Raw genomic sequence first — 23,099 nt, 5'->3', positions numbered from 1 at the left:
TCCCCGCCAGATTCTGAAGCATGCCTCTGGGAATCGTCCCGGTCCGCCTCGCGCGGACACCCCCCTCGGAACCCAGGGACAATTCATTTACCCTGGTAAACAGCCCAATTCGGCTGACGGAAGGGAGGCTGGCGTGAAGACACGAAAGCTCGTCATCGTGGTGTTAGCGGTCGCTGTCGTCGGGTTACTGACCTACACGTACCTCTTCCGAACCAGCAATGACGAGGACTCGGCGAGCGTGGCGCCGTCGACGTCGACGTCGACGTCGACCAGCGCACCCTCGACCACCGCGGCTGCGGCGCCACCAGTCGACGCCGAGGCCACAGAGCTGCCGACAGCCTCCCGCGCCGCCGAACAGGCCGCCCGACAAGGCCTGACCGTGGCGTTCACTTGGTACCCAGCCACCGACATCACCCAGAATGACGCGTACGGGCGGGCCCGGAACTGGCTGACCGCCAAGCTCGCTGACCGCATGCTCGTCGACGCCCGCACTGAGCGCGGGCCGGGTGTGCAGTGGGACGAGTGGGCGCAGCAGCAGGCGAAGGTCATCGCCGATGTCAGCATCGAATGCTCCGGGTGTCCCGAGGACACCGACACCCTCGTCCACCGCGCGGCTACCATCGAACAGACCGCGATCTCCGGCAACAGCACCGATTCGGTCAAGCCTGACACCACCGTGTGGGTCATCCTCGTCCGCGAGGTCGACCGCTGGCTCATCGACGACATCCGCTACTGACCGGAGGGCCCTTGACCCGCAAAAGCATTACTGCAGCACTACTCACAGTTACGCTCGCCGTCGTCCTGACCGCATGCAGCAGCGACGAATCGCCTACCACAGCCCCCAGTGTCCCGAGTACCACCGCAGCCGCATCTCCGTTCGGCGCCGAGGCGAATAGTGCCCTCATCACCAAGATTCACCGTGACAACGCGACAGCGATTGTCGAGACCGTGGAGGCACGTAGCGGTTCCCCTGACCAGGCACTCGCGGCCCTCCTCGCGGCAGAGGCGGAAACCGGATGGAGATCGGGACTTTCGATGCCCCCGCCATCGGTAGACATCCGGGACATCTACGGCTGGCGCTTCGGGTACAACATTGCTGCGGACTCCACGGATGCAGTCAAGGCCGCGACGAACACATTCATGGACAACGCCGCCACCATCACCGTCAGCGCGGACGACCCGGCTGCCTACGCGCTGGCCGTCCAGACCGCAGACCCGCGCGGCTACAACGAAAAGGAACACTTCTACAAAAAGGGTGAGACCGCAGCCACCGAGTACGCCGTCGCCCTGCCCAAGGCCCAGGCTGCATACGCCGAGCTGCGCGATTCGCAGTAGTGAGGGATACGAGGGGACGTGTCCTTTGCGCAGGTAAACAGCATGAATAGATCTCTAGTCCAAAAGGCGTCGTTGGTGATGCCAGGCATTCGCACGACTTCTTCGACGGGTCTGTCTTCGGTCTCGATGTGTATGAGGGCGGCATCAACGGATGCGTCGTCGGCGACGTCGCACTCGATGCTGTGTACACCTTCAGGGACGGCAGAGCCACGGTGCGTTGTGCGTTCCCCACTTGTTCCGTGCAGCTCCTGGCCCATATGGTGTGACATGGTGTACCACCAAATGATGGGAGTTACGTGTCCAAGGTTGATCAGAAGGGCGTCCAAGCTGGGGCTGCGCCGTATACCGCGCCCTTCCTGCACATTTACGACCTATGGGTGGTTCACCTCTCCAACGATCTGGCCTGGCGCTGCGGCCGAGAACGATTCGTGGAGATGTATGACCAGCACGTCAGACGCTGTCATCTCGAGGTAGGTCCCGGGAGCGGCTGGTACCTGGCGAATGCCCAACTGCCAGCAAGGACCGAGCTCACCCTCCTGGACTTGAACGCCAACAGCCTCAAGCACTCCTACCGTCGGTTGTCCCCGCGCTATGAAGTGCGGACAGTGGAAGCCAACGTCTTGGATCCCGTGCCGTCGGACCTAGGACCATTCGACTCCGTCGGTATCAACTACGTCCTGCACTGTTTACCGGGCGGCTGGCCTGAGAAGCGTGCGGTCTTCCAGAACCTGGCCGGTGTGCTTGCAGCGGATGGCGTCCTCTTCGGTTCCACAGTTCTCGGGCCGGAGGTGAAACGGAACATCTTCGGCTTGGCGCTCAGTGAGGCATACAACCGTCTCGGGGCTTTCCATAACCGCGACGACGATTACGCCGGTCTCGTCGAAGCCCTGCGGGTCTCGTTCGGTCGCGTAGAGGTCTCTCAGGTCGGCAATGTGGCGTTGTTCGTCGCCAGCAAGCCCAAGCGCTAGTTTCGACGACGGGGGCGAAGCCGCAATCCTTCTGGTTTGAGGGTGATCTGCTCCTGGACCTCGAGTTGGTATGCGGGGTCTGCCTCGAAGTTGAAGCGGTGCAGAAGGAACGCCAGCGCGAGGATCGTCTCGTGATAGGCGAACTGGCGGCCAATGCACGCACGGAGACCGGTCCCGAACGGTTTGTAGACCACTGAGCTCTGTATAGGTCGCAGGTTCTCAGGCAGGAACCGATCCGGATCAAACTCCTCCGCATCGGCTCCCCACACCGGGTCACGGTGAGCCTGCAACGTGAGCACAAAAACCCAGTCACCGGGCGCAAACCTGTACTTTCCTCCGATTACCGTCTCTTCTTTAGCCTCTCGAAAGTAGCCCGGAGCAATGGGCCACAGGCGCAGAGTTTCGTCCACGACCCGGCGGAGGTAGCGCAATCGCGCGACGTCCTCGTACCTGATCGCTGTCACGTCGCCGGCTGGCCACCTCTCATCCAGTTCGGCGCGGGCTTTCGCTGCGATCTCGGGGTTCGTTGCGAGGTAATGCAATGCGAAGGCGAGTACCCCTGCCGATGTCTCGTGCCCTGCAACGAGGAAGGTGAGGATTTGATTCCGCACGTTGACCTCGTCGAGCAACTCACCGGTTTCCGGGTCGGGTTCGGTCAGCATTCGGGCAAGGAGATCGTTATGTGTTCCTGAGTCTTCTGTCTTGCGTCGTTTGATGACGTCGTCGACGACCTGCTTGACGTAGTGAATATCGCGCTGGTGTTGCGCGGCCTGTTTACGGCCGATTGTCTTCTGCAAAATTGGAGGCAGGTTCGAGTTGCGATTTATGTAGGTCAGGCCGCGCATCATGGCCTCGACAAAGGGATGGTTGTCGGTACGCCGGAATGAGTCGAACGTGTAGTCGAAGCCGGTTCGGGCGATCACCTCTAGGGTAAATCGGTTCATGTCCTCGGGGACGTCGACCCAGCCGCCCTCCTCGCTCTCCCACGCCGACACGAGCTCTTGGGCGGTCTCGCACATCGTGTCGTGGTAGCCGCGCATGGCCTGCTGGGTGAACCCCGGCGCGAGAATGCGGTGTGCTTTTGCCCAGTTCGGCTCATCGTTGTACGCCGTGAACAAACCGTCGCGGGAGATCGGGCGGAGTTTCTTGAAGAGGACGCCGACGTGCTTGGTCCAGGTGTCTTCGTTATTGACCTCGGCGATCAGTTCGGGGCCTGACACGATCACCATGGGATAGTTCACGATCAAGCGTTCGAAGATGGGGCCAAGCTGTCGCGCGTCTTTCATGCTGGTCTGCGTGGGCTTCGCCGGGTTGATCGTGAGGAGATCCCCGAGCAGTGGAAGGCGGTAGCGCGGGTGCGGCAGTGCCTCACCAGTTGTCGTAGTAACCATCAGGGTGTGCCTTTCTCAGCTGGCGGGGCCAGTGGTTGCGCTCGTGCCTTGCACGTAAGTCTCGATGTAATGGCGGACTGTCGGCCAGTCGTCTGCCAGCGCGATCAATTGATCGCTCGTGGCGGTGAGGTGCTGTTCGCTGGGGCGTAGGTCGAGGAACTCGAGCCGAATGCCTCCATCGTGGGGAGCGAGGTCCGACAGTTTGGCCTCAAGGGCGCGCGCTATCTGCAGTCCAGCCAGGAGTTGCTTGCGCCGGTCTTCGTCGGTGTGCGTAGCTGCGACGTAGTCGATGTCGTCCTGCGCGGCGGGCACGACGAATCGGCGCAGTCGGAGCAAGGCATCATGTATCTCGATGATCATCCGATGAAGTCGGCGAGCCGGGTTTTCGGCACGAGCTGTACGGACATCGGGAAATGCGTCAGTGAGATCTTGCCACAGCAGATGCAACCGACGGATACTTCGCCCGGTCCTGTCCCAGCCCAGCCGACTCATCACCACCGCGATTGTCGGAACGGTGACCACCGCAGTGGCACCGGTAGTTGCGAGGAAGAAGGTCAGAGCCTTGACCGTCATCCCCGGATCTCGTGTTGGGGTCTCGGTGACGACCTCATACAACGTCGTCAGTGGTGCAACAACGGAATCGACTACGAGCGCACCCGCCAGAACCACGTTGAGGGCGTAGAGAAGGCGCTCTCGACGAGTGGTGTCCTTGGCAAAAATCTCCTTCAAAAAAACGCGGACGATCAGCGCACCACACATAAGGATGGGTGCGTAGAACGCGAGCCAAGCAATCACGGCCGGCCAACCGAGGTACTGGTCAATGAGGAGTCCGGCGTTTCGTGCAGGAGTGCCTGCTATAAGGACGGTCAGGCCGGACCCCAATCCGATTCCGTAGTAGATCCACTGCCTCCGCCACACTGACACCTCAGCTACCTGGGCGGCTGCGACCCCCGTTCGCTGACCCGCGGCCCACAGTTGTGCCATTCCGTAGATGGCCTGCACGATGAGAACGATGAAGCCGAAAGAGATCTGCCGAAGAAGATCAACATCGCCGAATGGGCCGAGATAGCGAGCAAAGACGTCCTCCACGACCTTCTCACGGAGGAGCATGGCAGCAGCGGCAAATGACAACGCCTGGTTGATGAGTTGATCGGTCGGCGTTCGATTGAGTAGCCGGAATCTAGTGAGGGTCACGACCAGCAGCAGGATGATGATGGGCCAGGCGATCCAGCCGGTTACGGGTGAAGTCACCGGAAAAAGGTACTGCGGAGAAGGGACGCTCGTCGTTGGCGGACTGTCATTGCCTCGACCATGATCAGGTCTGCGAAGACCTCCGCGTCGTGCTCCTGCTCGTCCTCAAAGCTGCTTCGGCCGAGCACCTTCAGGATGGATGATCCCGCAAGGTCGGGGAGCAACGTCGAGAACACCCCGCCATCGGGATCAACCAGGGCACGTTCGTCGTGCTTGAGCATCATGTGGCCCACTTCATGACCGATAATCTGATCCGCGTGGTACTCCAAGACATCGGAGCCGTAGACGATGAGGTCGTCATGCTCTCGAAAGAGCCACAGGCCGCAGGTGGTATCCGAGTCGGTCGCCGCTCTCAAGGCCTCGGATCTGACCGGCACAAGGCGTACCGGTCGGTCCCGGTATTCGGCGACGACCTCGATGAACTGCTGACGTGCCCACGGGACATTGGTCGGCATCCGCCTGACCAGCTCCTGAGCCATTACTGCGATCGAACCCTCATCCACCCCGGACACAACTCCCGATTGGTTCAAATGCTCGAAAACCTATCCCTGTTGCTGGATCGCTGGCAAATCGCCTCGCCCAGCGCAGACTAGGCATCGACGTCTGTCTCCGCCGACGGCTCCGGTGGAAGTTGACACAGAATCTCGGCGATGGCACTCGCGAAGGGACCTTTCCCATGTCGTGCCTCGATTCGCTTTACACCGGCGTTGCGTGCACGAATGACCACCTGCAACTGAAAGTCGACGGCCGCCGTATGAGGCCCATCTTCCGTGAGGTATGTGCGTGGCGCGTCAAAGTGCTGTTCAAGCGCCCGGAGCAGCTCAGGTTCTGGCGGAGTCGCCGTTTCACCACCGCGTAGTTCTTCGATGCGGCTTGCCGGGATTTCTTGCCCAAGGATCGTGCTAATCGAGCGCGCAACCTGACCGGTGGTCTGTTCAGGGTCCTCTTTGAGGTGAGCCACATCAAAGAGCCTGTTGATTCGCTCGGCGACGGCTGGAATATCAACTGTCACGCCAGTTTTCCCCCTTCACGCGTGATCTGTATCTGTTTCGCTCGTAAACGTCGGTGGAACCGTTTGATCATAGTGGGGTCGAGATCGGTGGCCTTACCGAAGAGCCATCGCCGGTACTGTTTCTCCTCGGCATCCGGGTCATCATCTGAGACAGGGGGGCTGAGCAGCTCTGCGAATGCATACTCGAGGAGCGGGTGCGTGGTCGAACCGTCTTCGCCGAAATTCCGCTCGAGAAGGTCCGTAATGAACGCTCCGGCGACAGTGCTCACGCATGCGTCGACGTCATCACGTGCTCCACGGAGGTCTGCCGGAGCGATGGGCTGGTTCTTGTCCGCAAGATCATGCAGAACCTGTTGGGCACTCATCAGACGCAGTACCGCCTGCAGGGAAACTGTCATCTCTCCGCCACCTGTAGCCAGCGGTTGCTTTTCCCTGACCGTCGGCTCTCCGCCCTCCCAGTAGACCCGTGCGGCGCTTCCCGGACTCCACTGCAAACCGACATCAAACTTGGAAAGAGTGCTTGGCCTCGGGTTCTGAAGCTCCGCACGCTCAGCCTGCGTTACTACTGGCGGTGTCGGGCCCCCAGCTGCCTTGAGGCCCCCAATCGTCAGATTGAGGAGCTTTCGTCGCTCAGCAACCTTGACTGCAAAGCGCTGAGGGTCTCCTGATCGCATGCCCACATCATAGGTGCCCCACGAAATCTGACAGCAATTTGCTCACAAATATTACCGACTTTCCGCCAGGATATGGCTAGTAAATGGCAGTTTTTTGCATCTTAATTGTTGATTTTTCCGCCGGAGGCTCTAGGCTGCTTCCGTGACATCCGGGAGTACAGCCCAACGGCCGGGCGATCGCCGAGGTGACGGTGGCGCATTGCGGCCATCACGATTGACCACCGGCAGGCCCCTTATCCAGATCAAAGCTGCCCGCGGGTCAGGACTTGACGCCGGCGAGGCGGTCCTTCGTCCGCTCGCAAGTGACGACGACGACTTCAGCATGAAGACCAAGCACCTCGGCCATAGCTTCGGCACTGTCACCACTGAGCCTGGATTTGCCTCGCTCAAACGTGCTCAACGTACTCATGGACACGCCGATAATTCACACCACCGGATCCTGGTCGTAGCAGCCGTAGATGATGCGGAGGTCGCCGAGGAACCGCTCATCCAGCCCAATCTCGATGAGATCGTCCATGCGCAAGTCGAGCACGTCGGCGACTTCAGCCAGTCTCTTCGTATCCGCGACGCCCGAGGACTATGCGGGAGTGCCGGGCGGGCGGGTTCGCACCCGCTCGAAGCTTGCTCGCAGATCCTCCTCCGAAATCTCCAGAGCGTCGGCAAGCTTCTTTGCGAAGTTGTCGGTGAGGCGGGCATCTCCCCGCTCGATCGCGCCGACCATCGAGGTGCTGATACCAGCCTTCGCGCCGAGTTCGGGCTGAGTCAGGCCGAGAAGCACGCGCCAGTCACCCGGGTAACGATCCTCGCGCTTGATGTCGACGAGGTTAGCGCAGCCGGGGGACCGCCAGAACAGCAAGTCGACTGTTAGCGCAGTCGGACAAGCCATGAGACCAGCGGGTTAGCGGCCCGCGGCCTCGAATGCAGAACGGAGCCTGCAAATGAACACGTTAGATGGCGCTGGTGCTCTACGCCTAGCGACTGCAAATTCTCATGCTGGTCGAGAGAAGGTTGACGGGCACGATCGCGTGACCAACGGCCCTCTCCGCGAGATCCTGGCCAAGCATCGTCCGAACTATGACCACGCGTCGTGCACGGCCTGCGGGTTCGTCTACACCCCCGATCTCCCGTTGTGCCCGCCCGTCGCTGACGCTCTGCGTGAACTGTCCACGGGGGCCGCGCGGCCCCAGGACCTGTCTCTCGGCCGCTACACAAGCGGTCGACTCCGCGCGATGGCACGCGAGCACACCGGTGAGGGCCGGTGCCGGCGGTGCGGGTTCGTCTACGCCGGTCAGGTGCGTCTATGCCCGACGTCGCGGCGGATCGCCGCTGAACTCGAGACCCGCGGCCAGGCGCCCGCGACCCAGCCCCACACAGGTCAGGGTCTGTGCGTAGGTAAGGGCTCCGGTTGGACCGTCACCAGCACAAAGGCGGCGGCCTGGAAGCGTGCGATGGCTGCCTGTTCGGTGTGCCCGCTGCTCGCGCAGTGCGAGAGGCAACTGGAAGACAGGCTCGCTTCCGGTGTGAAGGTCCGCGAGCAGATCATGGCCGGACGGCTGTTCACCGTCACCGGCCGCGAGGTCGAAGCCGCTGGGGTTGATGCGTTCGCGGTTTCCCGGGGGCGGACAAAGAAGAAGCAGCAGAAGCCCCGGGCTCCAAAAGGGGTCCCGTCTAGGCCGGCCACCAGAACTCGCGAGGTCGCGGCATGACGTCACTCGCCGAGCGGGTCTATCTGATGGCCAGCGGACAGGCAGAGACTCCCGCCGCCGAAGGTCTCGCGGAGATCCGATGGGATTGGTTCGCTGACCTGTACGCCGACCCTCGGTGGGGGCTTGTCACTATCCCGGGCTGCAGCACGGCGGCCGCGGAAGCCGTGGCCGGACTCTGCCGGGCGACTGCTCTCGGTCCCACAGCTGATGTTGTCGAGGTTACTGGTCGGGTCAGCTCACTCACGGCACGCTGGCACGCCATCGATCGCCTTGCCACGATCAAGGGCGGCCGCGCACGGTCCGAGGCCGCCGACTATGCCTGGGCTGCAGTGTCGGATTCCGCTGTCGACGCCTACGACTACCTGGCTGGCATCGAGTTCAGCGGCGCCGAGACTGTCTCTTGCGCGTTCTGGGCCCAACTTGTCACCCAACCCGCCGACGTCGCGGAGGTCCGCATCAACGCCGCTATCGACGCCTGGGAGGTTCGTCTTCAGGGTTCGGCGACAGGAGTCGCTGCATGACCACAGTCAGTGCTGTCGACGTCCACGGGCGTCAGTGGGAACTAGTCCCGATACGGGATGTGATCTGCGCCAGGATTATTGCGGACGGTATCGCGAAACCAATCGTGCTTACCGAGCAACTTCTCGCCGAATGCGGCCCTCTTATGATCTCGGCTGCGGCGCCCACCCTGAGTGTGGGCGCCCGAGAGAAGCTCACCGATGTCATCGACCTGGTCGTGACGGCCCCTGAAACGGCTTCCATTGAGCAGATCCGTGAGGTTGCTTCGCTCGCCCGTCTACTTCTCCACCGACATCCCGCGTAGCAGTAGTCAAGATTCTGCGCGCTCCAGAGCAGGGCAGATCGGGCCCCGATCACCCAATCTTGTCGCGCCCTGGCCAGAAGCGGGATCGCTGAACCCGCGGCCAAGTCCGTTCAGTTCTCACACACCAACTCGTTCACGAAAGGCAGCCACCTTCATGACCACTTCAGTCACATGCGACACACCGAACAGCGCCGGTTACCCGTATCGGTTACAGATTCGATCTAGGGTTTCCTCATGGCACAGCACAACAAGGGGCCCCGCGGGCAAATCGCTACCCGCGCGCCCCTCAGACACCACAAGGTTTACGAGAGTCGGGCAGCCGAACTCGGCATCCCTGCTGGCGACTACTCCGTGCTCGTCCTCGCCATCACGCACGGACTGGACATCCCGGAATACATCAGCGAGAAACTTCGACCGGAACAGCTCCGACTACTCGAAGTCGAAGCTGCAGGGTCGCTGCACCGCGTCGAGCAATTGGCGATGGGCGCATGAACGACACCTAAACACGGAACAACCCCCAGGGCTTGGCGGCGTCGGGGGTTGTCCGTCTATGAAATTTCGGGACCTTACCAGCTCCCTGACCACCACTACCTTGAAAGGAAGAGGCGGTGCTTACTCCATGATAACGCACGGCCGCAACTCTGCCTTGCCTGCGAACCTCCAGTCGGTCACGTGTCCGTCTCAACGAGACCACATGCCGGCTACAGCGTTCCCACACGGTCAGGACCCTTTCGACGGCGCTATCCCTGTGTTGGCTTACCAGGGCTCCCATTACGCAACGGAATCTGCGGGTTCTGAGCTTCCACTTCCGGTGCCGCTTACGCGCGCCCCGGCCCTTCTAACCGAGGAAGGCGGTGGGCCTGGCGGATAGCTGATCGGAACTAACTCGATAGCTAATTCAAGAGCAGCGGTACCACCCAAAGGGACCCCCGAGCGGGGGTGGGTTTAGTCAATGAATCCCGCTGGGAGGACTGGCAGGTCCTCCCGTCTAGGGCGATCGTCTGGCAGGACGGTCATTCCCTGAGGTGAGTGGAAGAAGTGAGCAGCTTCTTCGACTCGGTACTGCATTCCCCGAAGGGACTACCTGTGCTAGGTACGTCTCAGGGTAACGCATACCCTGAATATCTCTCAACGGTTCAACATTCCGATCGCGGCGTGTCGTGGGACAAATCACACAACTCGCCAGTTCCTCAAACCGCTACGCAAGCAACGCAACCACTGGAGACCCCGTGGATTGACGAGCTGCGTCGACTCAATGCGGACACCGATCAGCGCGGCAAATCCTGGACGCTCCCCGTAAACGCGGGACAGGAGGCGAGAATCCCGATCTGGACAAGCCGTGACGGATGGATGCGACAGGTCCGGTACGCAGTCACCAAGACCGCCGACGGCCGCGCCGCAGTCGCCAAACACAGGATCGGCGTCGAAAGCATGGTCGCTATCGCCGCCGCGCACGCGTCGTCAGCCGACTCGAAAACTGGGCGCCGCGTTACCGCCACAGTCCAGAACCTCGCCGCCCGAGCAGGTGTGTCCGAGTCGGTGGTCAAACGAGGTCGACGCGTGTTGAAAGCACTACACCTTGGCTTCGAGTTGGTCCGTGGCCGCACCCTGACTACGCGTGAATTCCAAGCAGCAGAAGTCCACCACGGTGGGCGTCAGCACCGCGCCGCCAGCGTATGGGCTCTATCCTCCCCACCCGACCTCGTCGCAGCCACCCACGCTCCCCCACAACCAAAAAAACACGGCAGCTCCCACGGCAGGAGACACCGCGCGGCGAAGCATGCTCGCCACACCGCCACTGCCGGTTCGAATCCCAATCCCCAGGCCCGCGGCCGTGACCCCCTATCTTTGAGTGGTTTATCCCCGAAGGGGATCTCTTGTAGAGAAGTAATCACCAAACGCGCGTGCGCGCGCGCGAACCGATCCTCATCCTCGAATCGAAACAACCCTCGCCCCCTGGGCCTCCAACGAGCAGCGTCCGCACTGGTCGCTGCAGCTCCAGCCATCGCCCCCAGCGGCCACATCGGAATCGTGTGCGACGTCCTCGTCCGTTCAGGAATCGACACCACCCGCTGGACAGGACGCGATATCGCTCGAGCTTTGACGGCTGACACAGTCTCGCGAGGTGAGCTCTGGCCAAACGAGGTGCGCTCGCCAATCGGATATCTGACCTGGCGTTTGTCCAGACTCGACTGGTCGGGCCCCTCCCCCAGCGAGCAACGCGCCGCAGAGGCTGCGCACAGCGCACAACGCCGAGCTGCGCGTGACGCCGAACGCGAACGAGCTCGTCGCGCAGCAGCCTCGCCTGAGCACCGAAGGGCACTCATGGAACAGATCCGCGCCACCCTGGCACCCCAAAGGCAGGCAGCCTAACCATGCCCATTGATCCTCTGCCCACCATGCACATACGGCAACGAGCGTGGGACCGGGTACGGACGACAACCACCGCGCCGACCGAGGTACCACTCGCCACCGCACCCCGGTCCTATACTGCGAGAATCATCGTGGCCTCGCACAGGACGGAGTGCGCTCGTGGGTAGGAAGAAGACTGCGTCCCAATCGACCCACCGCCACCCGCGCGTGTATGTCAGCCGAGTCCAGACGCCTCCACGCATCAGCCGCAACACAGACTCAATCCGCGAACGCCTCCGCAGCGGCGCAAAAACTGTCGTAGTTGACACAGCAGGTCAGCTAATCGAACTCGACGACAAAACATTCGCATCGGCCGGCGACGAATGGACCCTACGATTCACCGCTGGATCGCAAGCACGAATTCATCTCGACTCACCACTACCCGCGACCGCGCACATCGTTGCCACTGACGCAACGACCGTGGAAGTCACAGGGCAAGTTCACGTCTGGGCCTACACCCACGCGACAGTTACTGCCTTCGACCGGTGCAAGGTGATAGCCCACAATCATGCATTCATCAGAGCATGCGACCACTCCACTGTGTGGGCCGACGACAACGTCGTTGTATACGCCTACGACGAAGCCACGGTCCAAGCTAGAGACCACGCGATACTCGCGCTTTCCGATAAAGCACACGCAGTCGTGGACACCGCAGTTGAGGTTCGCGGCCCGGCCCGCAAGAACGTCACCATCAGGTGCACAGCATGATTCCCGGATCATCCGCACTCTCCGCTCCGTTAACGCACCACCTGTCCACCCGCAGTTGCAAGAGGGCCTTCGTATACCTGGCTGTGAATCTACATAACCCAGCCTCGCGTTGCTAGCAACGCGAGCTAGCATTGCTAGGCGACCCTCGCGAGCCTGAATAGTTCGGCAAGCGTTGATACCCCGGGTACCTCCGCTTTCTGTCACGTGACGGCAGATACGGACGTCGCCGAAATCTCACCGAACGGCGCGTCGTGATGACGACTTGCTCGGTGTCTGTGGTGGACTGCGAATATGCCCAAAAGCCGAGGCCGCCGCAAGGGCGGCAAAAGCCGACCCATTCGCCGTGCTCCCCGGCAACTCCACCCCGCCGATCTTCTCCTGCGCGACGCCCGGCAACTCCTCGAAATCAACGATGTGCTCACCGCCGAAACCTGGGCCAGCGGCTGGCTCGGCGAGGCGTGGTCGACAGCGGCAGTAACCGAACGCGAGCCCGCGCATCAACTGTGTATGCAAGTCACCGGCAGAGCATGCACCACACCGTCTCCGTACTCACTGGCCGCGATCGACGCGCTCGCGCGGGTCGCACCTGCGCCCGACCTTTCCATGCTGACCGACACCCTCCACATCTTGGCCGAAACCCAACCACTGCCGGCCTGGCACACCGTCGAGGCGTGGACTCCGACCGCGGCGTGGCGCGCGGTCGGCGTGTACGACAGCGAACGGGTCCTGTTCATCGACTACGACGGACCCCACCCACACACATTGATGGCACATATCTACCAGGCCGGCGGGCTGATGATCGACAAACTCGCTCTCCTGAATCCCGGCGCAGCCACCACGTGGGACCAGCTGCGCGAACCTGACGAGGCACCGATGCCGCTCCAAACGGCCCCGGTCGCCGAGGTACTCGCTGATCTTGCGCACGCGTTGCGCACCACCGACATGACCTGGCCCCGCACCGCCGACGAGGACTTTTGCGATCACAGGGCGCTGGCATGGTCCCGCTGCCGGGACTACCTGCCAGAATGGCCCGAACATGCCGGACTACCCGAGGAAAGGCGCCGCCAACTGGTCGAGAACTTCCTCACCGATATCGGAAGCGACGACGAGGTGAGCCGGTCGCTGGCCGAGCTGTTCCTCGACTACGGCGACGGCTACATCGGCGCCGGACCGTTGTGCTGGAGCCCGGGCGAAGTGATGCTGCTGCTTACAGATTGGCTTCCCCGCAAAGCTGTCCTCGACGCCGACCAACGAAACGCACTGTCCTTCGTGTTGCGCCGATGGCTGACCTTCGCGCTGACCCAGCAGGGGATCGACCGCCAGTGGATCAGCCCCGTCGTCGATGCTGTCGATACCTTCCTACCCGAGTTCCATGACGCGTTCGACGATGAAACTACTTGGGGCCCCGCCAAACAGGTGGCCGCAGCGCTCACCGAGCGAGGCGTCGACCTCACCGACCGCCACGCCGTCGACGACGCCATTCGGCAACTCAACGCCGAACAACTCGCCCACCGATTACTGCCCTGATCCGTCGGCTCCGTGCACACGCGATTTACACGTCCGATTCGTTCTGAAGCTGTGGAATTCCTGCGACGCGCTGGCCAGCGTATGCGCGCTCGTTGGGCAAGCGACGTAACTCCGCAGTGCGATGCTAGTAAGGCTACCTAGCGTTGCTAGCGGTACTAGATAGAGTAGTAACACGAGCCAATTCAAGGTTTCCCGACTAGCTATGCGCGCGTTGATTGCTCGCCCACCTATAGCTGCTAGGACTGAAGTAGTAGCTAGCGGTGAAGTGACCGTTGTACTAAGGACGCTGGCGGAAATAGCAGGTTTCGCTCACAGAGATATGGACGCTAGCCTAGCTAAGCTAGCGGAGCGCGGCTAGCCCGAAAGTGGTGCACGGTTGATCCGGGGCGAGACGCTCGGGCAGCATGTCGAGCTGTGAAAGCTCGAAGCCTGGCCTGCTCCGTTTCGCGGGGTTCCGCCGCGCCTCGGCAGACGCGATCGGGCTGGAGGATGCGTTTCGCGTGACGTTGCCGCTTGGCATAGTTGTGGCGGCGACCCTCTGACCTGCAGAAATATCAACGCTAGCTCCTATAGCATCGACGGGATCTACTTTGGTGGCAAGGAGGGAAGCGTAACTATCCAGGCTATCTGGACTATCGGTTCTAGCCTTCATATCGCGAATAGTTCTGCTATGGAGACGATCACAGCTACCGAGCCTATCGCAGCAATGCTCGCAACCGTCGCTATCGGAGAGATGTCAGCAACGATATCTACCGGAGCTAGACACCGTATGTGCGCTACAGTAGCGCCGCTTTCTATGAACCCTTGCATGTCTATGCGGACTCGCCGTTCTAGCCTAAATAAGCTGGCTACGCAGGCTAGGGGTCGTAGGATTGCGTTCAGAGCTATGAGTGGGAACAGAACTACGAGCGCAACGCTTGCTAGAGAAGGTCAATTATCAATCGTCGCTGTCTTCGCTATAGTCGCAATCTTATCTAACGAAGCTACGCAAAATAGTGCAGTAAGCGTTGCAAGCAAAGCGATCGCAGACAGCGTAGATACGTTCGCATTCGTAGTTCCCGTAGCTATGGCTGCGTTCGCAGTGTCGGTCGCTACGAAAGCTGAACTAGAGACACTAGATACGCTATGCACGCTAGCTCACCTAACAAATAGGGCTAGCGTTGCTCGGCGTGTCGAGCTAGCTCAGTAGCCAAGCCTCGCTATGCTCCCTACGCGAGCGTGCGGAGTTGCACTAACGCTCATCGCGCGCATCTGGAAGTCTCCTGGCCTCGACGGAACGGAACCAAGTCATGACACGCAAATGTGCGATCTGCAATCAGAAAGGGGGAGTGGGCAAGACCGCCACGACCCTCGGTCTCGCGAGCGCAATTAGCAACGCTGGCGGACACGTCCTCGTTGTCGATGTTGACCCCCAGGGTAACGCCACCAACGGCGTGGGCGTCACCATCACCGACGAGATGCTGACAACCTACGACCTGATGAGCCGAACGGAGTCGGGCACGGCGATCGACGCCGTCATTGCCACTCCTTGGGACGGCGTCGATCTGATCCCGGCCGATCAGACGCTCGCGAACATCGAGTCGGATGGGGCCAACGACCTCATCTTCCGCCTCGACATTGCCTTCGAGGGCCTCGACCTGTCCGCGTATGACGCTGTCCTTTTCGATTGCCCACCGTCGCTCGGCAAACTGCTCTTCGCCGTTTTCTGTGCGGTGGACGGGGTCATCGTAGTAACCGAGCCCACCATTGACAGTGTTCAAGGCGTCACCAAGCTCCTCGAAACCGTCGAGAACGTCCAGCGACGCCCGAACCCGAATCTGGCTATTGACAAGATCGTCCTCAGTCGACGACGGGGGACGGGCGAGCACCAATTCCGGGAGAGCGAGCTGCGGGAAGTCTACGGCGACCTCGTTGCGCGCACCGCCATCCCGGAGTACGCCACTCGGCAGGACGCACACAGTGCGCGCACCCCGATTCACAAGTTCGCGGGCGGAAAATCGTTGTCATTGCAGCTCGCGTACACCGACCTACTCAGCGAACTACCCTTCAAGACCGCAGGAGCGACCGTATGAGTGTCCAACGTGAACCCGCTATCCGCAGGCCCGCGCACCCTGCCGCAGATCTTCCTGAGCGCCCCCGGGTCGTCAAAGACCCCACCCCGGCCGCCGTCGACGAGAAGCCGACGCAACTTCCGCCCGAATCGACCATCAGATCTGTCGCCGACGCGCCCGTCACGCCAGTCTTGTCTCATGCAGCCGAGGCGGCATCGGCTGTCGAGAAACTCAGCGAACAACACAACGTACGGGTTCGGCCCTCGACCAAGGCTCGCCTGACGCGCGGTGTGGACAAGCTGCGCTACGAGACCGGGGACCGGAGCATCACTATCTCGTCAGTCACCGACGCCGCGCTCATCGAGTACCTGACCAACAACGGCTGCTAGCGCCCATAGCAACACTAGCTATCGGTGCTAGGTGAGCGCTCGTGGTTCGGGGTATGCCCACCGCGACGCACTGGCCGCACCAACACAAGGAAGCCCCCGCCGATTGCGCCGGCGGGGGCCTCGTGGACCGGGACCCCGTGAAAGGACACCCGATCATGAACGACCTTAGTATCCGAGCAGCACGAATCCAGCTCCGCGCGCTGATTGCCGCCCTAATCGTTGCCATCGCCATTGCGGTCGGCATCACCACCGGAGCGTTCGTACTCTCGTTCGCCGTGCAACGCGACCTCGCAATGCAGGCCGGAATCCCGCACTACCTCACCTGGATCTTCCCCGCCATCGTCGACGGCGCAATCCTCGGCGCAACGATCGCCATCGTTGCGCTAAGCAAAATCAACGGCAGCGCAACGGGGAAGCACTTCTTCCTCTGGCTCGCAGTCGTCGTCGTCTTCATCAGCGTCTTCGGCAACGCCTACCACGCCTACCGCGCCGGGGAAGCCGCCGCGCGGAATGTTGCAGCTGGCATCGACCTGGGATACACCCCATTGACTCCAACCGGCGCCTCACTCATTGCAGTCATTCCGCCGCTTTTAGTTTTGGCTTTCACCCACGGCGTCGGAATCCTCATCAAGGCCATCGGCACCGCCCACACCGAGTCCACCGCGGTCGTCCGAGACACCCGAGACCGCGAACAGCGGGACGGTGAGGACATCGCGACCGATCACCCCACGGTGGCGGCCGAGTCGATGCCTGCATCCGAACGGAACCCCGGCCATATTGCGGCCTTCGTTGCTCCGAGCATTGCGCCGGACCTGAACGTTGCGCCGGACCTGAACGTTGCGCCGGCCCCTGACGTTGCGCCGCGCATTGCTCAGGCCGTTGCGCAGGTCGCCGACGTTGCACCGGCAGACGACTCCTCGGCACCCGACGACAGCCGTGAGGCCGCCGCGACCGCACCTGAGAGTTCCACCGGCGTTGCGGATGCCGCGCAACCAACCGAGGCGAACCCCGATGACCTCACCAACGTTGCGGCCCTCACCGAGGAGCACGTTGCGCCCAGCGCACTGAGCAAGCGCAATGACGATGCACTGAAGGTCGGCAATGCGCCGGAGGACTCGCAAGAGCCATTCGTGTTGCCGGACGAGGCCCAGACCATCGAGAACCTCCTCGACTTCATCGACGCGTGCGCCGACTTCGAGCCTGTAGTGAAGGAGACGGCCCGACTGCGCATCCTCGAACAGCACAGCTATGCGGAAATCGCCACGCTCACGCGGGCCAAGGCCGCCAGCACCGCAATGCGCCGGTTCGACAAGGTTGCGCAACGCGCGGTCGTCGCCGGGTTCCGGACGCCCCCGTTGCCGGAGCTCGAGGAGATGGCGGACGGACGCAATGCGGCAACGCTCGATCCGCAGTACACACTGGTCGGGGCACCTTGATCACCCGCCCCCGGCAAGGCGGCGACGGCCAGTTCGTACTCTCCGCGGCTCGACCGGGGAGACGACCGCCCGACCAACAGAACGAGGCGCGACCACCCAGCAAATTCCGAACCTCCGCAACACCCAGCGCCTCTGACCGCAACACAGCCCGACATTGCAGACCAACCAGATGAGGTTGGCAACGCAACGCCTGGTTGCGGCAACGCAACGCCGACCAGCACGAGGTTGGCAACGCCGGCGCCCGATTCGGATGCAACAGACAATCGGACGTGTGGACCGCAATGCAGATGCAACACCATCACAACGTCGGCGATCATCTGCGCATTGCAGGTGGGCGGGCGCCGCGTTGCATGCGGGTAAGCCCCAGGGAGTGGTGGGAATCGGTTGTGGAGTGGTTCGTGTCGTTTTGGGATCTGGAGATTCAGCGGACATCGGTGCGCGCGGGAAAGCGTCCGATCGCGATGACGCCATGGCTCAGGTCATCGCCGCTGGCCTCGACCTGGTGGGCTGTGAGGACGGATCGGTGGTCAATAAGTCTGCCCACGTCCGCATCGGAACCGAGCTGGCGGTGGTGACCGGGTTCGACAGTTCACGCCTGGACGAAAACCTGCGCTGCCGTATCGAGGCTGCCATCACCGCGAAGCAATAACCCTGCCCGCACGATGCGGCAACGGATATCCGTCGAGCTGTAGTCGGGTCTCCTCGGGGGTACCTGGCGAGCTGACGGCCGCACCGCAGCCGTACACCGCCACTCGATCCCGCAAGTGGGGTAGATCTGGATGATGATCGAACACGACGGTGACCGCGATCGATCGCAGTCGCGAGAGTCGAGTACGGGTCTCGCCGAATGTTATCGCCGCTGCCGAAGTCACTCGACGGTGCCGCGGGCATATCAGTGAGCGTCTCGACGCGGGTACTTTCACTTGCGGAATGGTTGGCGAACCCATCTCGTGTGGCTCTTCTGGCGGGGGGAGGGCAGGCGCGATTTCATCACGGTGACGTAAGTCCCCGAGCCTGGGGCGGCTGTCTGTTTCTGCGCCGACGACCCGATGGCCAGCCGCGGATCGCCATCACGTGCGGTGGTGGCTGCGCAGAAGGCTCAGATCGGTTGGGCTGCAAGACCCGGACCGGTGGGCGGCGTTATCGATCGTGCGCCGAAATGCTCCGCGATGGTAGTGGCGTGTCCCCCGTGAACGGCGCCACTATGTTTTAGAGTCTTGTTGCCCGTGAACTGGGCGGATAGGACGATGGAGAACATGGCTGGACGGAAGCGGAACTCCGCGGAGGACATCGTGCGCAAACTGCGCCGTGCCGACGAGCTCGCTGCTGCAGGCAAGACGCAGGAGGAGATCGCTGCGGAGCTCGAGGTGTCGGCAGCGACGCTGTACAACTGGCGACGCCAGTACGGCGGGATGGACACCGACGCAGCGAAGGAATGGCAGGTCCCCGATAGTCGGTCCGGTTGTTTCTAGAGCCGGTTCCTACGTGCAGTCGATCAGTCGATCCCGCACGCCACGGGCTGGTGCCGGTGGGTGCATCCGGCAGCGTACTCGGCAGGAGTCTTGTAACCCAGCGCCGAATGACGGTGTCGATGATTGTGGTCGTTCTTGAAGTCCTCGATCACCACGCGGGCCTCGAGCAGCGTAGGCCAGTAGTTGCGGTTCAGGCACTCATCGCGCAACCGGTTGTTGAACGACTCGATGAACCCGTTGTTCCATGGCGTGCCCGGCGGAATGTAGGACACCCCCACCGACCCAGCGCAGAAGGCCCGCAGTGCCTCGGAGATGAACTCGGGCCCATTGTCCATGCGCAATACCAGCGGCTGAACACCCCACATCGCGAACGCCTTCTCCAAGCCCTCGATCAATCGGTCGGCGGTGATCGAGCGGTCCACGATGTTCAGCAACGACATCCGGGTGTGCTCGTCGACCATTGACGCGATCTTCACCGTGTTGCCGTCGACGGTCGAGTCGAACTGGAAATCCAATGCCCACACAACATTCGGAGCATCCGCGTCGACGATCGGAACGGAGGACTGGCCGGCACGTTTGCGGCGTGGGGCACGCCGGACTTGCAGTCCTTCCTCCTTCCACAGGCGGTGAACCTTCTTCTTGTTCACCAGGGCGCCCTGGTCGTAGCGCAGCCACGCCCACGCCCGACGGAACCCATGCCGCGGATACTTGCGGGAATACCCGCGTAGCTCTGCGCGCAGATCGGCATCCGGGTCGTCCGGTGTCTGCGCCAACGGCAACCGCCGGTAGGAGGATCGGGAGAGCCCAACGACCTTGCACGCGAACCGCTCCGACATCTGCATGGTGCCGGTGAGCAGGGTGATCGCGGCGCGTTTGGCGGTCGGGCTCAGAATTTTCCCTTGGCGATCTCCCGCAGCGCGTCCTTCTCCAACTCGGCATCGGCGAGCAACCGCTTGAGCCGGCTGTTCTGCTCCCGTAGCTCCTTGAGTTCCTTCGCGGCGTCGGCGTCCATACCGGAGTACTGGCGACGCCAGTTGTACAGCGTGGCCGCCGACACCTCGAGTGCGGCGGCGATCTCTTCGCCGTTCTTGCCTTCCGCGGCCAACTCATCGGCTCGGCGCAGCTTGCGCACGATGTCCTCCGCCGAGTGACGTTTGCGTCCCGCCATGATCCCTATCGTCCCTTCTTCGCCCTCACCAGGGCAATCAGGACTCTAGAACAACCCGGACCTACTCAAGGGGGACACGCCACTCGGAGTGTCCCCTGTCGCGGTCGGCCAGTGGGAATCCGGAACAGCGAACCCGCGACCGGACAACATTGAAGCCCTCGCCCGAGTCCTCGACGTCCCAGTCGCCTTTCTCGCGGCCGGCCGGCCGTATGCACGTCTGGATGCGGCCGATGCACATTTCCGGAGTCTGCGCCGCACGCCGGTCAGCCAGCGCGACAAGGCAATATCGTTCGCCGAGCAGGTCTGGGAGCTGACCTACGCCCTGGAGAAGCGGGTGCGGTTTCCGATCATCGACCTACCAGGCTTCTCCGCCGGGGAGGTCGAACAAACCGACTTCCCAACCGACCCAGTCGCGGCGGCTCAAGCACTTCGCTGTCACTGGGATCTGGGCACGGGCCGACTCAGTCGCATGGTCCGAACGATGGAGCAGCACGGCATCATCGTCACGCTGGTGCCCTTCGCTGGCACCGATACCAAGAACATCGACGCCTTCTCCACCTCGAAGCTGCCACGGCCCATCGTCGTGCTCACACCCGACCGGGCCGATGACGTGTACCGCCACCGATTCAGCGCCGCTCACGAGCTTGGGCACCTGGTGATGCATAGCGATTGCTTACCCGGAGATACCCAGCAGGAGCGAGAGGCCGACGTGTTCGCCGCGGAGTTCCTGACCCCACGAGCCGAGATCACGCCGCTACTGCCACCTCGTCTCGACTTCAAGAAGCTGGGGGAGTTGAGCGTGCAGTGGGGCGTATCGGTCGACTCACTGCTCCGTCGATGCAAGGAGGTCGGCGTCGTCTCCGAGGCTACGTACAGGCGGGCCCACCAGCGGCTCGCCACACTTCGAACGTCGGGTCTGTTCGTTCACGAGTCGGTCCAGGGGTATCCGGGCGAGATACCAGCGCTACTCCGGTCGGCTTTCGAAATGGCCGAGACAAACGGGCTGACCCTCAAGGAACTCGCAACCGACTTGCGGCTCAATCTTCCCCGACTGCGACTTCTCTTGGGACAGGGTGACACTCGACCAAAATTGACACTCGTCTAGCGATCCTGCCGCGCACGAATGCCCACCGTGCCGAAGCATGGGCAGCAGGCCTCCCGGCAATGTCGCGAGCTGGACTCAGCTCGTTGAGTGCCGTTGGTTGCGCTGTGCGATTTGGTCGCGTACGGCAGGGCTGGAATTGACGATGAACCGATTGACCTCGCCCGATTTCCGGAACTTGCCGGTGGCGGAGCTTCGTGTCGTCGCACTGCTCACCAGGAAAGTGTCGGTCGACACCCTGCGTGCAGAAGTCCTTGCGGTTCGTGCGGTCGATTTCATGCTGCCACCTCCCTCGGTGGATCCAGGGTAGCTCACAATGGCGAATGCTGACCGTAGACACCCGTTCGGATCTCCAGCAGCAGGGACCACTTCTCGGACAGTTCCGCGAAGACCGCATTGACATCGTCAACCTGCTCCTCCGCAACCTGCTTCGTGGAAGCAGCGCTGATTACCCCACACGGCAGCGCAGGCGCGGAGGAGAACTCGACAACAAGCGGCGTTGCCGCCACGGACCGCCATCGTGCGGTTGACCCGGCCTGCGGAATGTCTCGGACGAGTTGCCCGTTGCGTCCAATGCACTGCCCGGCAATCCAGTCGCTGTCATGTCCAGGAACTGCCCGACGCAGATACTCGGGATGGCGGTATGTCCGATCGTTGGCTGCCCACCGGACGAGCCCGCCGGCACCATCAGCCAGCCACAACGTCAGGTTCGTGAAGTTGGGTAGTAGATCCTGCAGCGTTTCCAGATCGTGATTGAGCTCATCGGAGTCCCCCTTCTGCAGGATGGAGAAATCTTCGACATGGGTTTGCCATAGGGCGGCGGCTCTCTCACTCGGAGGTAAGTAGCCGGGTACCCCAACAAAGGGCAGTTCGCGAAGGGCTTGAGCGGCATCGGAGTAGTCGTGCGTTGCGATTACCTGTACCCCGAGGGCTGACCACTGGGTCTTGAGTGCGGCTTCCACGCGATTGAACTGGACTCGGTCGAGCCCCATGCCTTCTCGGGCGAGGAAAACCAGTACCTCGCCGCTCTCACCGTCGCACGTCAGGTCATGAATCCATTGCCGAATGTCCGGATCCCGATACGACGTGCCAGCCAGGATCAGCGGCCCCTTCTGGAGTGAGTCATGAAGCGCGGATTCTTGCCATGTAGTCCGCCGCTGCCCCAACCTGTTGTAGTCGGTCAGCGTGAGGATTACGGAGTCAGACGAGGTAGCGTTCGGGGGAAGAAAGCCGTGTAGATGATGCACCTCGTACGCACCCCTTGGGGCACGTGGGCTGCTCTTTTCCCGACTGAAGACCTCGACTTCCCCTTCCTCGAAATCCGTCGAGGCGTTGCGCAGCGCCGACTCGAGTAAGTCGTCGTAGTTCAACGTGAACAACGAGATCGCGTCGGGACCACGCCTCTCCGCCAGCGCGGCCGCGGCCGTGTGCAGCGGTGCCGGATCCACGGGTTCTTCGCCGTACAGCGCTGACTTGAGTAACGAGGTCCAGTTGTCCCCGGCAGCATTCTTCGCGGCTTCCGCAACGATGGCCGGATCTTGGCCGGCCAAGAAGGCCCTAGCCGTTTCGTGATCTTCGATTGCGCCGCTTGTCGCCAACAGGTCCACCGCGAAGGTATTCCAGTCGGGTAGACCAGCTGCCGCAGACGCACCTGCTCCCAGGAGCACTCCGACG

General features: G+C 62.1%; 23 protein-coding genes. 15 read left to right on the top strand and 8 right to left on the bottom strand.

Annotated features, from left to right (window positions below; genetic code table 11):
- Positions 1 to 133: 133 nt before the first annotated feature.
- From HYG77_RS37525 to HYG77_RS37515, 3 genes are all read left to right on the top strand, one after another.
- Complete coding sequence (locus tag HYG77_RS37525; protein ID WP_208964462.1) at positions 134 to 736, top strand: hypothetical protein; 603 nt, start codon at positions 134 to 136, stop codon at positions 734 to 736.
- 11 nt (positions 737 to 747) lie between these two features.
- On the top strand, positions 748 to 1,335 hold the full coding sequence (locus tag HYG77_RS37520) for a hypothetical protein (RefSeq protein WP_054246141.1): 588 nt from the start codon (positions 748 to 750) through the stop codon (positions 1,333 to 1,335).
- 434 nt (positions 1,336 to 1,769) lie between these two features.
- Positions 1,770 to 2,303, top strand: a complete 534-nt coding sequence (locus HYG77_RS37515; RefSeq protein ID WP_236603726.1) for a class I SAM-dependent methyltransferase — start codon at positions 1,770 to 1,772, stop codon at positions 2,301 to 2,303.
- On the opposite strand, the gene HYG77_RS37510 is transcribed toward HYG77_RS37515, so the two are convergent.
- From HYG77_RS37510 to HYG77_RS37480, 6 genes are all read right to left on the bottom strand, one after another.
- Entirely contained in the window at positions 2,300 to 3,694 is a 1,395-nt protein-coding gene (locus HYG77_RS37510) for a cytochrome P450 (RefSeq protein WP_054246143.1), read from the bottom strand. The genes HYG77_RS37515 and HYG77_RS37510 overlap by 4 nt on opposite strands.
- Positions 3,695 to 3,709: 15 nt before the next feature.
- A complete protein-coding gene (locus tag HYG77_RS37505) occupies positions 3,710 to 4,945 on the bottom strand; it encodes a DUF6545 domain-containing protein (RefSeq protein ID WP_054246144.1) in 1,236 nt (411 codons plus the stop codon).
- The gene (locus tag HYG77_RS37500) at positions 4,942 to 5,424 is read right to left on the bottom strand and encodes a hypothetical protein (protein WP_063786592.1); all 483 of its coding nucleotides are present in this window, start codon (positions 5,422 to 5,424) and stop codon (positions 4,942 to 4,944) included. Before HYG77_RS37500 ends, HYG77_RS37505 begins: the two co-directional genes overlap by 4 nt.
- Positions 5,425 to 5,534: 110 nt before the next feature.
- The gene (locus tag HYG77_RS37495; protein ID WP_159929197.1) at positions 5,535 to 5,957 is read right to left on the bottom strand and encodes a hypothetical protein; all 423 of its coding nucleotides are present in this window, start codon (positions 5,955 to 5,957) and stop codon (positions 5,535 to 5,537) included.
- Complete coding sequence (locus HYG77_RS37490) at positions 5,954 to 6,631, bottom strand: hypothetical protein (RefSeq protein WP_159929199.1); 678 nt, start codon at positions 6,629 to 6,631, stop codon at positions 5,954 to 5,956. Before HYG77_RS37490 ends, HYG77_RS37495 begins: the two co-directional genes overlap by 4 nt.
- Positions 6,632 to 7,208: 577 nt before the next feature.
- Positions 7,209 to 7,517, bottom strand: coding sequence for a helix-turn-helix transcriptional regulator (locus HYG77_RS37480; protein WP_082359726.1), 309 nt, complete (start codon positions 7,515 to 7,517; stop codon positions 7,209 to 7,211).
- Positions 7,518 to 7,656: 139 nt separating this feature from the next.
- On the opposite strand from HYG77_RS37480, the gene HYG77_RS37475 reads away from it, so the two are divergent.
- The 11 genes from HYG77_RS37475 to HYG77_RS37425 all read left to right on the top strand — a co-directional run bounded on the left by HYG77_RS37475 (position 7,657) and on the right by HYG77_RS37425 (position 19,155).
- Positions 7,657 to 8,337 (top strand): hypothetical protein, encoded by a 681-nt coding sequence (locus HYG77_RS37475; protein ID WP_236603679.1) that lies wholly within the window; start codon positions 7,657 to 7,659, stop codon positions 8,335 to 8,337.
- The gene (locus HYG77_RS37470) at positions 8,334 to 8,858 is read left to right on the top strand and encodes a hypothetical protein (protein WP_054246149.1); all 525 of its coding nucleotides are present in this window, start codon (positions 8,334 to 8,336) and stop codon (positions 8,856 to 8,858) included. Before HYG77_RS37475 ends, HYG77_RS37470 begins: the two co-directional genes overlap by 4 nt.
- On the top strand, positions 8,855 to 9,160 hold the full coding sequence (locus tag HYG77_RS37465) for a hypothetical protein (RefSeq protein ID WP_054246150.1): 306 nt from the start codon (positions 8,855 to 8,857) through the stop codon (positions 9,158 to 9,160). Before HYG77_RS37470 ends, HYG77_RS37465 begins: the two co-directional genes overlap by 4 nt.
- A gap of 234 nt (positions 9,161 to 9,394) precedes the next feature.
- Positions 9,395 to 9,652, top strand: coding sequence for a hypothetical protein (locus HYG77_RS37460; RefSeq protein WP_054246151.1), 258 nt, complete (start codon positions 9,395 to 9,397; stop codon positions 9,650 to 9,652).
- 2,040 nt (positions 9,653 to 11,692) lie between these two features.
- Positions 11,693 to 12,280, top strand: a complete 588-nt coding sequence (locus HYG77_RS37455) for a hypothetical protein (RefSeq protein ID WP_082359728.1) — start codon at positions 11,693 to 11,695, stop codon at positions 12,278 to 12,280.
- A 291-nt stretch (positions 12,281 to 12,571) separates the two neighbouring features.
- Positions 12,572 to 13,807: a hypothetical protein gene (locus HYG77_RS37450; protein ID WP_054246153.1), complete on the top strand. Its 1,236-nt coding sequence runs from the start codon at positions 12,572 to 12,574 to the stop codon at positions 13,805 to 13,807.
- A 1,289-nt stretch (positions 13,808 to 15,096) separates the two neighbouring features.
- A complete protein-coding gene (locus HYG77_RS37445) occupies positions 15,097 to 15,879 on the top strand; it encodes an AAA family ATPase (RefSeq protein ID WP_054246154.1) in 783 nt (260 codons plus the stop codon).
- Complete coding sequence (locus HYG77_RS37440; RefSeq protein WP_054246155.1) at positions 15,876 to 16,247, top strand: hypothetical protein; 372 nt, start codon at positions 15,876 to 15,878, stop codon at positions 16,245 to 16,247. The genes HYG77_RS37445 and HYG77_RS37440 overlap by 4 nt, the downstream gene beginning before the upstream one ends.
- Before the next feature lie 155 nt (positions 16,248 to 16,402).
- Complete coding sequence (locus HYG77_RS37435; RefSeq protein WP_054246180.1) at positions 16,403 to 17,683, top strand: DUF2637 domain-containing protein; 1,281 nt, start codon at positions 16,403 to 16,405, stop codon at positions 17,681 to 17,683.
- A 469-nt stretch (positions 17,684 to 18,152) separates the two neighbouring features.
- Positions 18,153 to 18,332 (top strand): hypothetical protein, encoded by a 180-nt coding sequence (locus HYG77_RS40430; RefSeq protein WP_236603680.1) that lies wholly within the window; start codon positions 18,153 to 18,155, stop codon positions 18,330 to 18,332.
- Positions 18,333 to 18,939: 607 nt separating this feature from the next.
- On the top strand, positions 18,940 to 19,155 hold the full coding sequence (locus tag HYG77_RS37425; RefSeq protein WP_236603681.1) for a transposase: 216 nt from the start codon (positions 18,940 to 18,942) through the stop codon (positions 19,153 to 19,155).
- A gap of 23 nt (positions 19,156 to 19,178) precedes the next feature.
- Here HYG77_RS37425 and HYG77_RS37420 read toward each other — a convergent pair.
- Positions 19,179 to 20,323, bottom strand: a protein-coding gene (locus HYG77_RS37420) for an IS3 family transposase (protein ID WP_122975572.1) whose coding sequence is annotated in 2 segments (ribosomal slippage) — positions 19,179 to 20,056 and positions 20,056 to 20,323 — 1,146 coding nt in all. Because the reading frame shifts where the segments join, the coding sequence is not laid out codon by codon here.
- Between the two features lie 88 nt (positions 20,324 to 20,411).
- Here HYG77_RS37420 and HYG77_RS37415 point away from each other — a divergent pair.
- A complete protein-coding gene (locus HYG77_RS37415; protein ID WP_054246158.1) occupies positions 20,412 to 21,428 on the top strand; it encodes an XRE family transcriptional regulator in 1,017 nt (338 codons plus the stop codon).
- A gap of 308 nt (positions 21,429 to 21,736) precedes the next feature.
- Here HYG77_RS37415 and HYG77_RS37410 read toward each other — a convergent pair whose 3' ends face one another.
- Positions 21,737 to 23,032: an SIR2 family protein gene (locus tag HYG77_RS37410; RefSeq protein ID WP_208964461.1), complete on the bottom strand. Its 1,296-nt coding sequence runs from the start codon at positions 23,030 to 23,032 to the stop codon at positions 21,737 to 21,739.
- Positions 23,033 to 23,099: the final 67 nt, after the last annotated feature.

The sequence above is a fragment of the Rhodococcus sp. ZPP genome (genome assembly GCF_017656075.1).
GTDB classification, from domain to species: domain Bacteria; phylum Actinomycetota; class Actinomycetes; order Mycobacteriales; family Mycobacteriaceae; genus Rhodococcus_F; species Rhodococcus_F oxybenzonivorans.
This window is presented reverse-complemented; position numbering and strand designations above follow the sequence as displayed.

Excerpts from the sequence above, each read along its gene's own strand:
- HYG77_RS37490 (WP_159929199.1), bottom strand. The coding sequence starts at position 6,631 with ATGCGATCAGGAGACCCTCAGCGCTTTGCAGTCAAGGTTGCTGAGCGA.
- HYG77_RS37470 (WP_054246149.1), top strand. The coding sequence starts at position 8,334 with ATGACGTCACTCGCCGAGCGGGTCTATCTGATGGCCAGCGGACAGGCA.
- HYG77_RS37425 (WP_236603681.1), top strand. The coding sequence starts at position 18,940 with ATGGCTGGACGGAAGCGGAACTCCGCGGAGGACATCGTGCGCAAACTG.
- HYG77_RS37440 (WP_054246155.1), top strand. The coding sequence starts at position 15,876 with ATGAGTGTCCAACGTGAACCCGCTATCCGCAGGCCCGCGCACCCTGCC.
- HYG77_RS37510 (WP_054246143.1), bottom strand. The coding sequence starts at position 3,694 with ATGGTTACTACGACAACTGGTGAGGCACTGCCGCACCCGCGCTACCGC.
- HYG77_RS37450 (WP_054246153.1), top strand. The coding sequence starts at position 12,572 with ATGCCCAAAAGCCGAGGCCGCCGCAAGGGCGGCAAAAGCCGACCCATT.
- HYG77_RS37460 (WP_054246151.1), top strand. The coding sequence starts at position 9,395 with ATGGCACAGCACAACAAGGGGCCCCGCGGGCAAATCGCTACCCGCGCG.
- HYG77_RS37465 (WP_054246150.1), top strand. The coding sequence starts at position 8,855 with ATGACCACAGTCAGTGCTGTCGACGTCCACGGGCGTCAGTGGGAACTA.
- HYG77_RS37435 (WP_054246180.1), top strand. The coding sequence starts at position 16,403 with ATGAACGACCTTAGTATCCGAGCAGCACGAATCCAGCTCCGCGCGCTG.
- HYG77_RS37445 (WP_054246154.1), top strand. The coding sequence starts at position 15,097 with ATGACACGCAAATGTGCGATCTGCAATCAGAAAGGGGGAGTGGGCAAG.
- HYG77_RS37515 (WP_236603726.1), top strand. The coding sequence starts at position 1,770 with ATGTATGACCAGCACGTCAGACGCTGTCATCTCGAGGTAGGTCCCGGG.
- HYG77_RS37480 (WP_082359726.1), bottom strand. The coding sequence starts at position 7,517 with ATGGCTTGTCCGACTGCGCTAACAGTCGACTTGCTGTTCTGGCGGTCC.
- HYG77_RS40430 (WP_236603680.1), top strand. The coding sequence starts at position 18,153 with ATGGCTCAGGTCATCGCCGCTGGCCTCGACCTGGTGGGCTGTGAGGAC.
- HYG77_RS37500 (WP_063786592.1), bottom strand. The coding sequence starts at position 5,424 with ATGGCTCAGGAGCTGGTCAGGCGGATGCCGACCAATGTCCCGTGGGCA.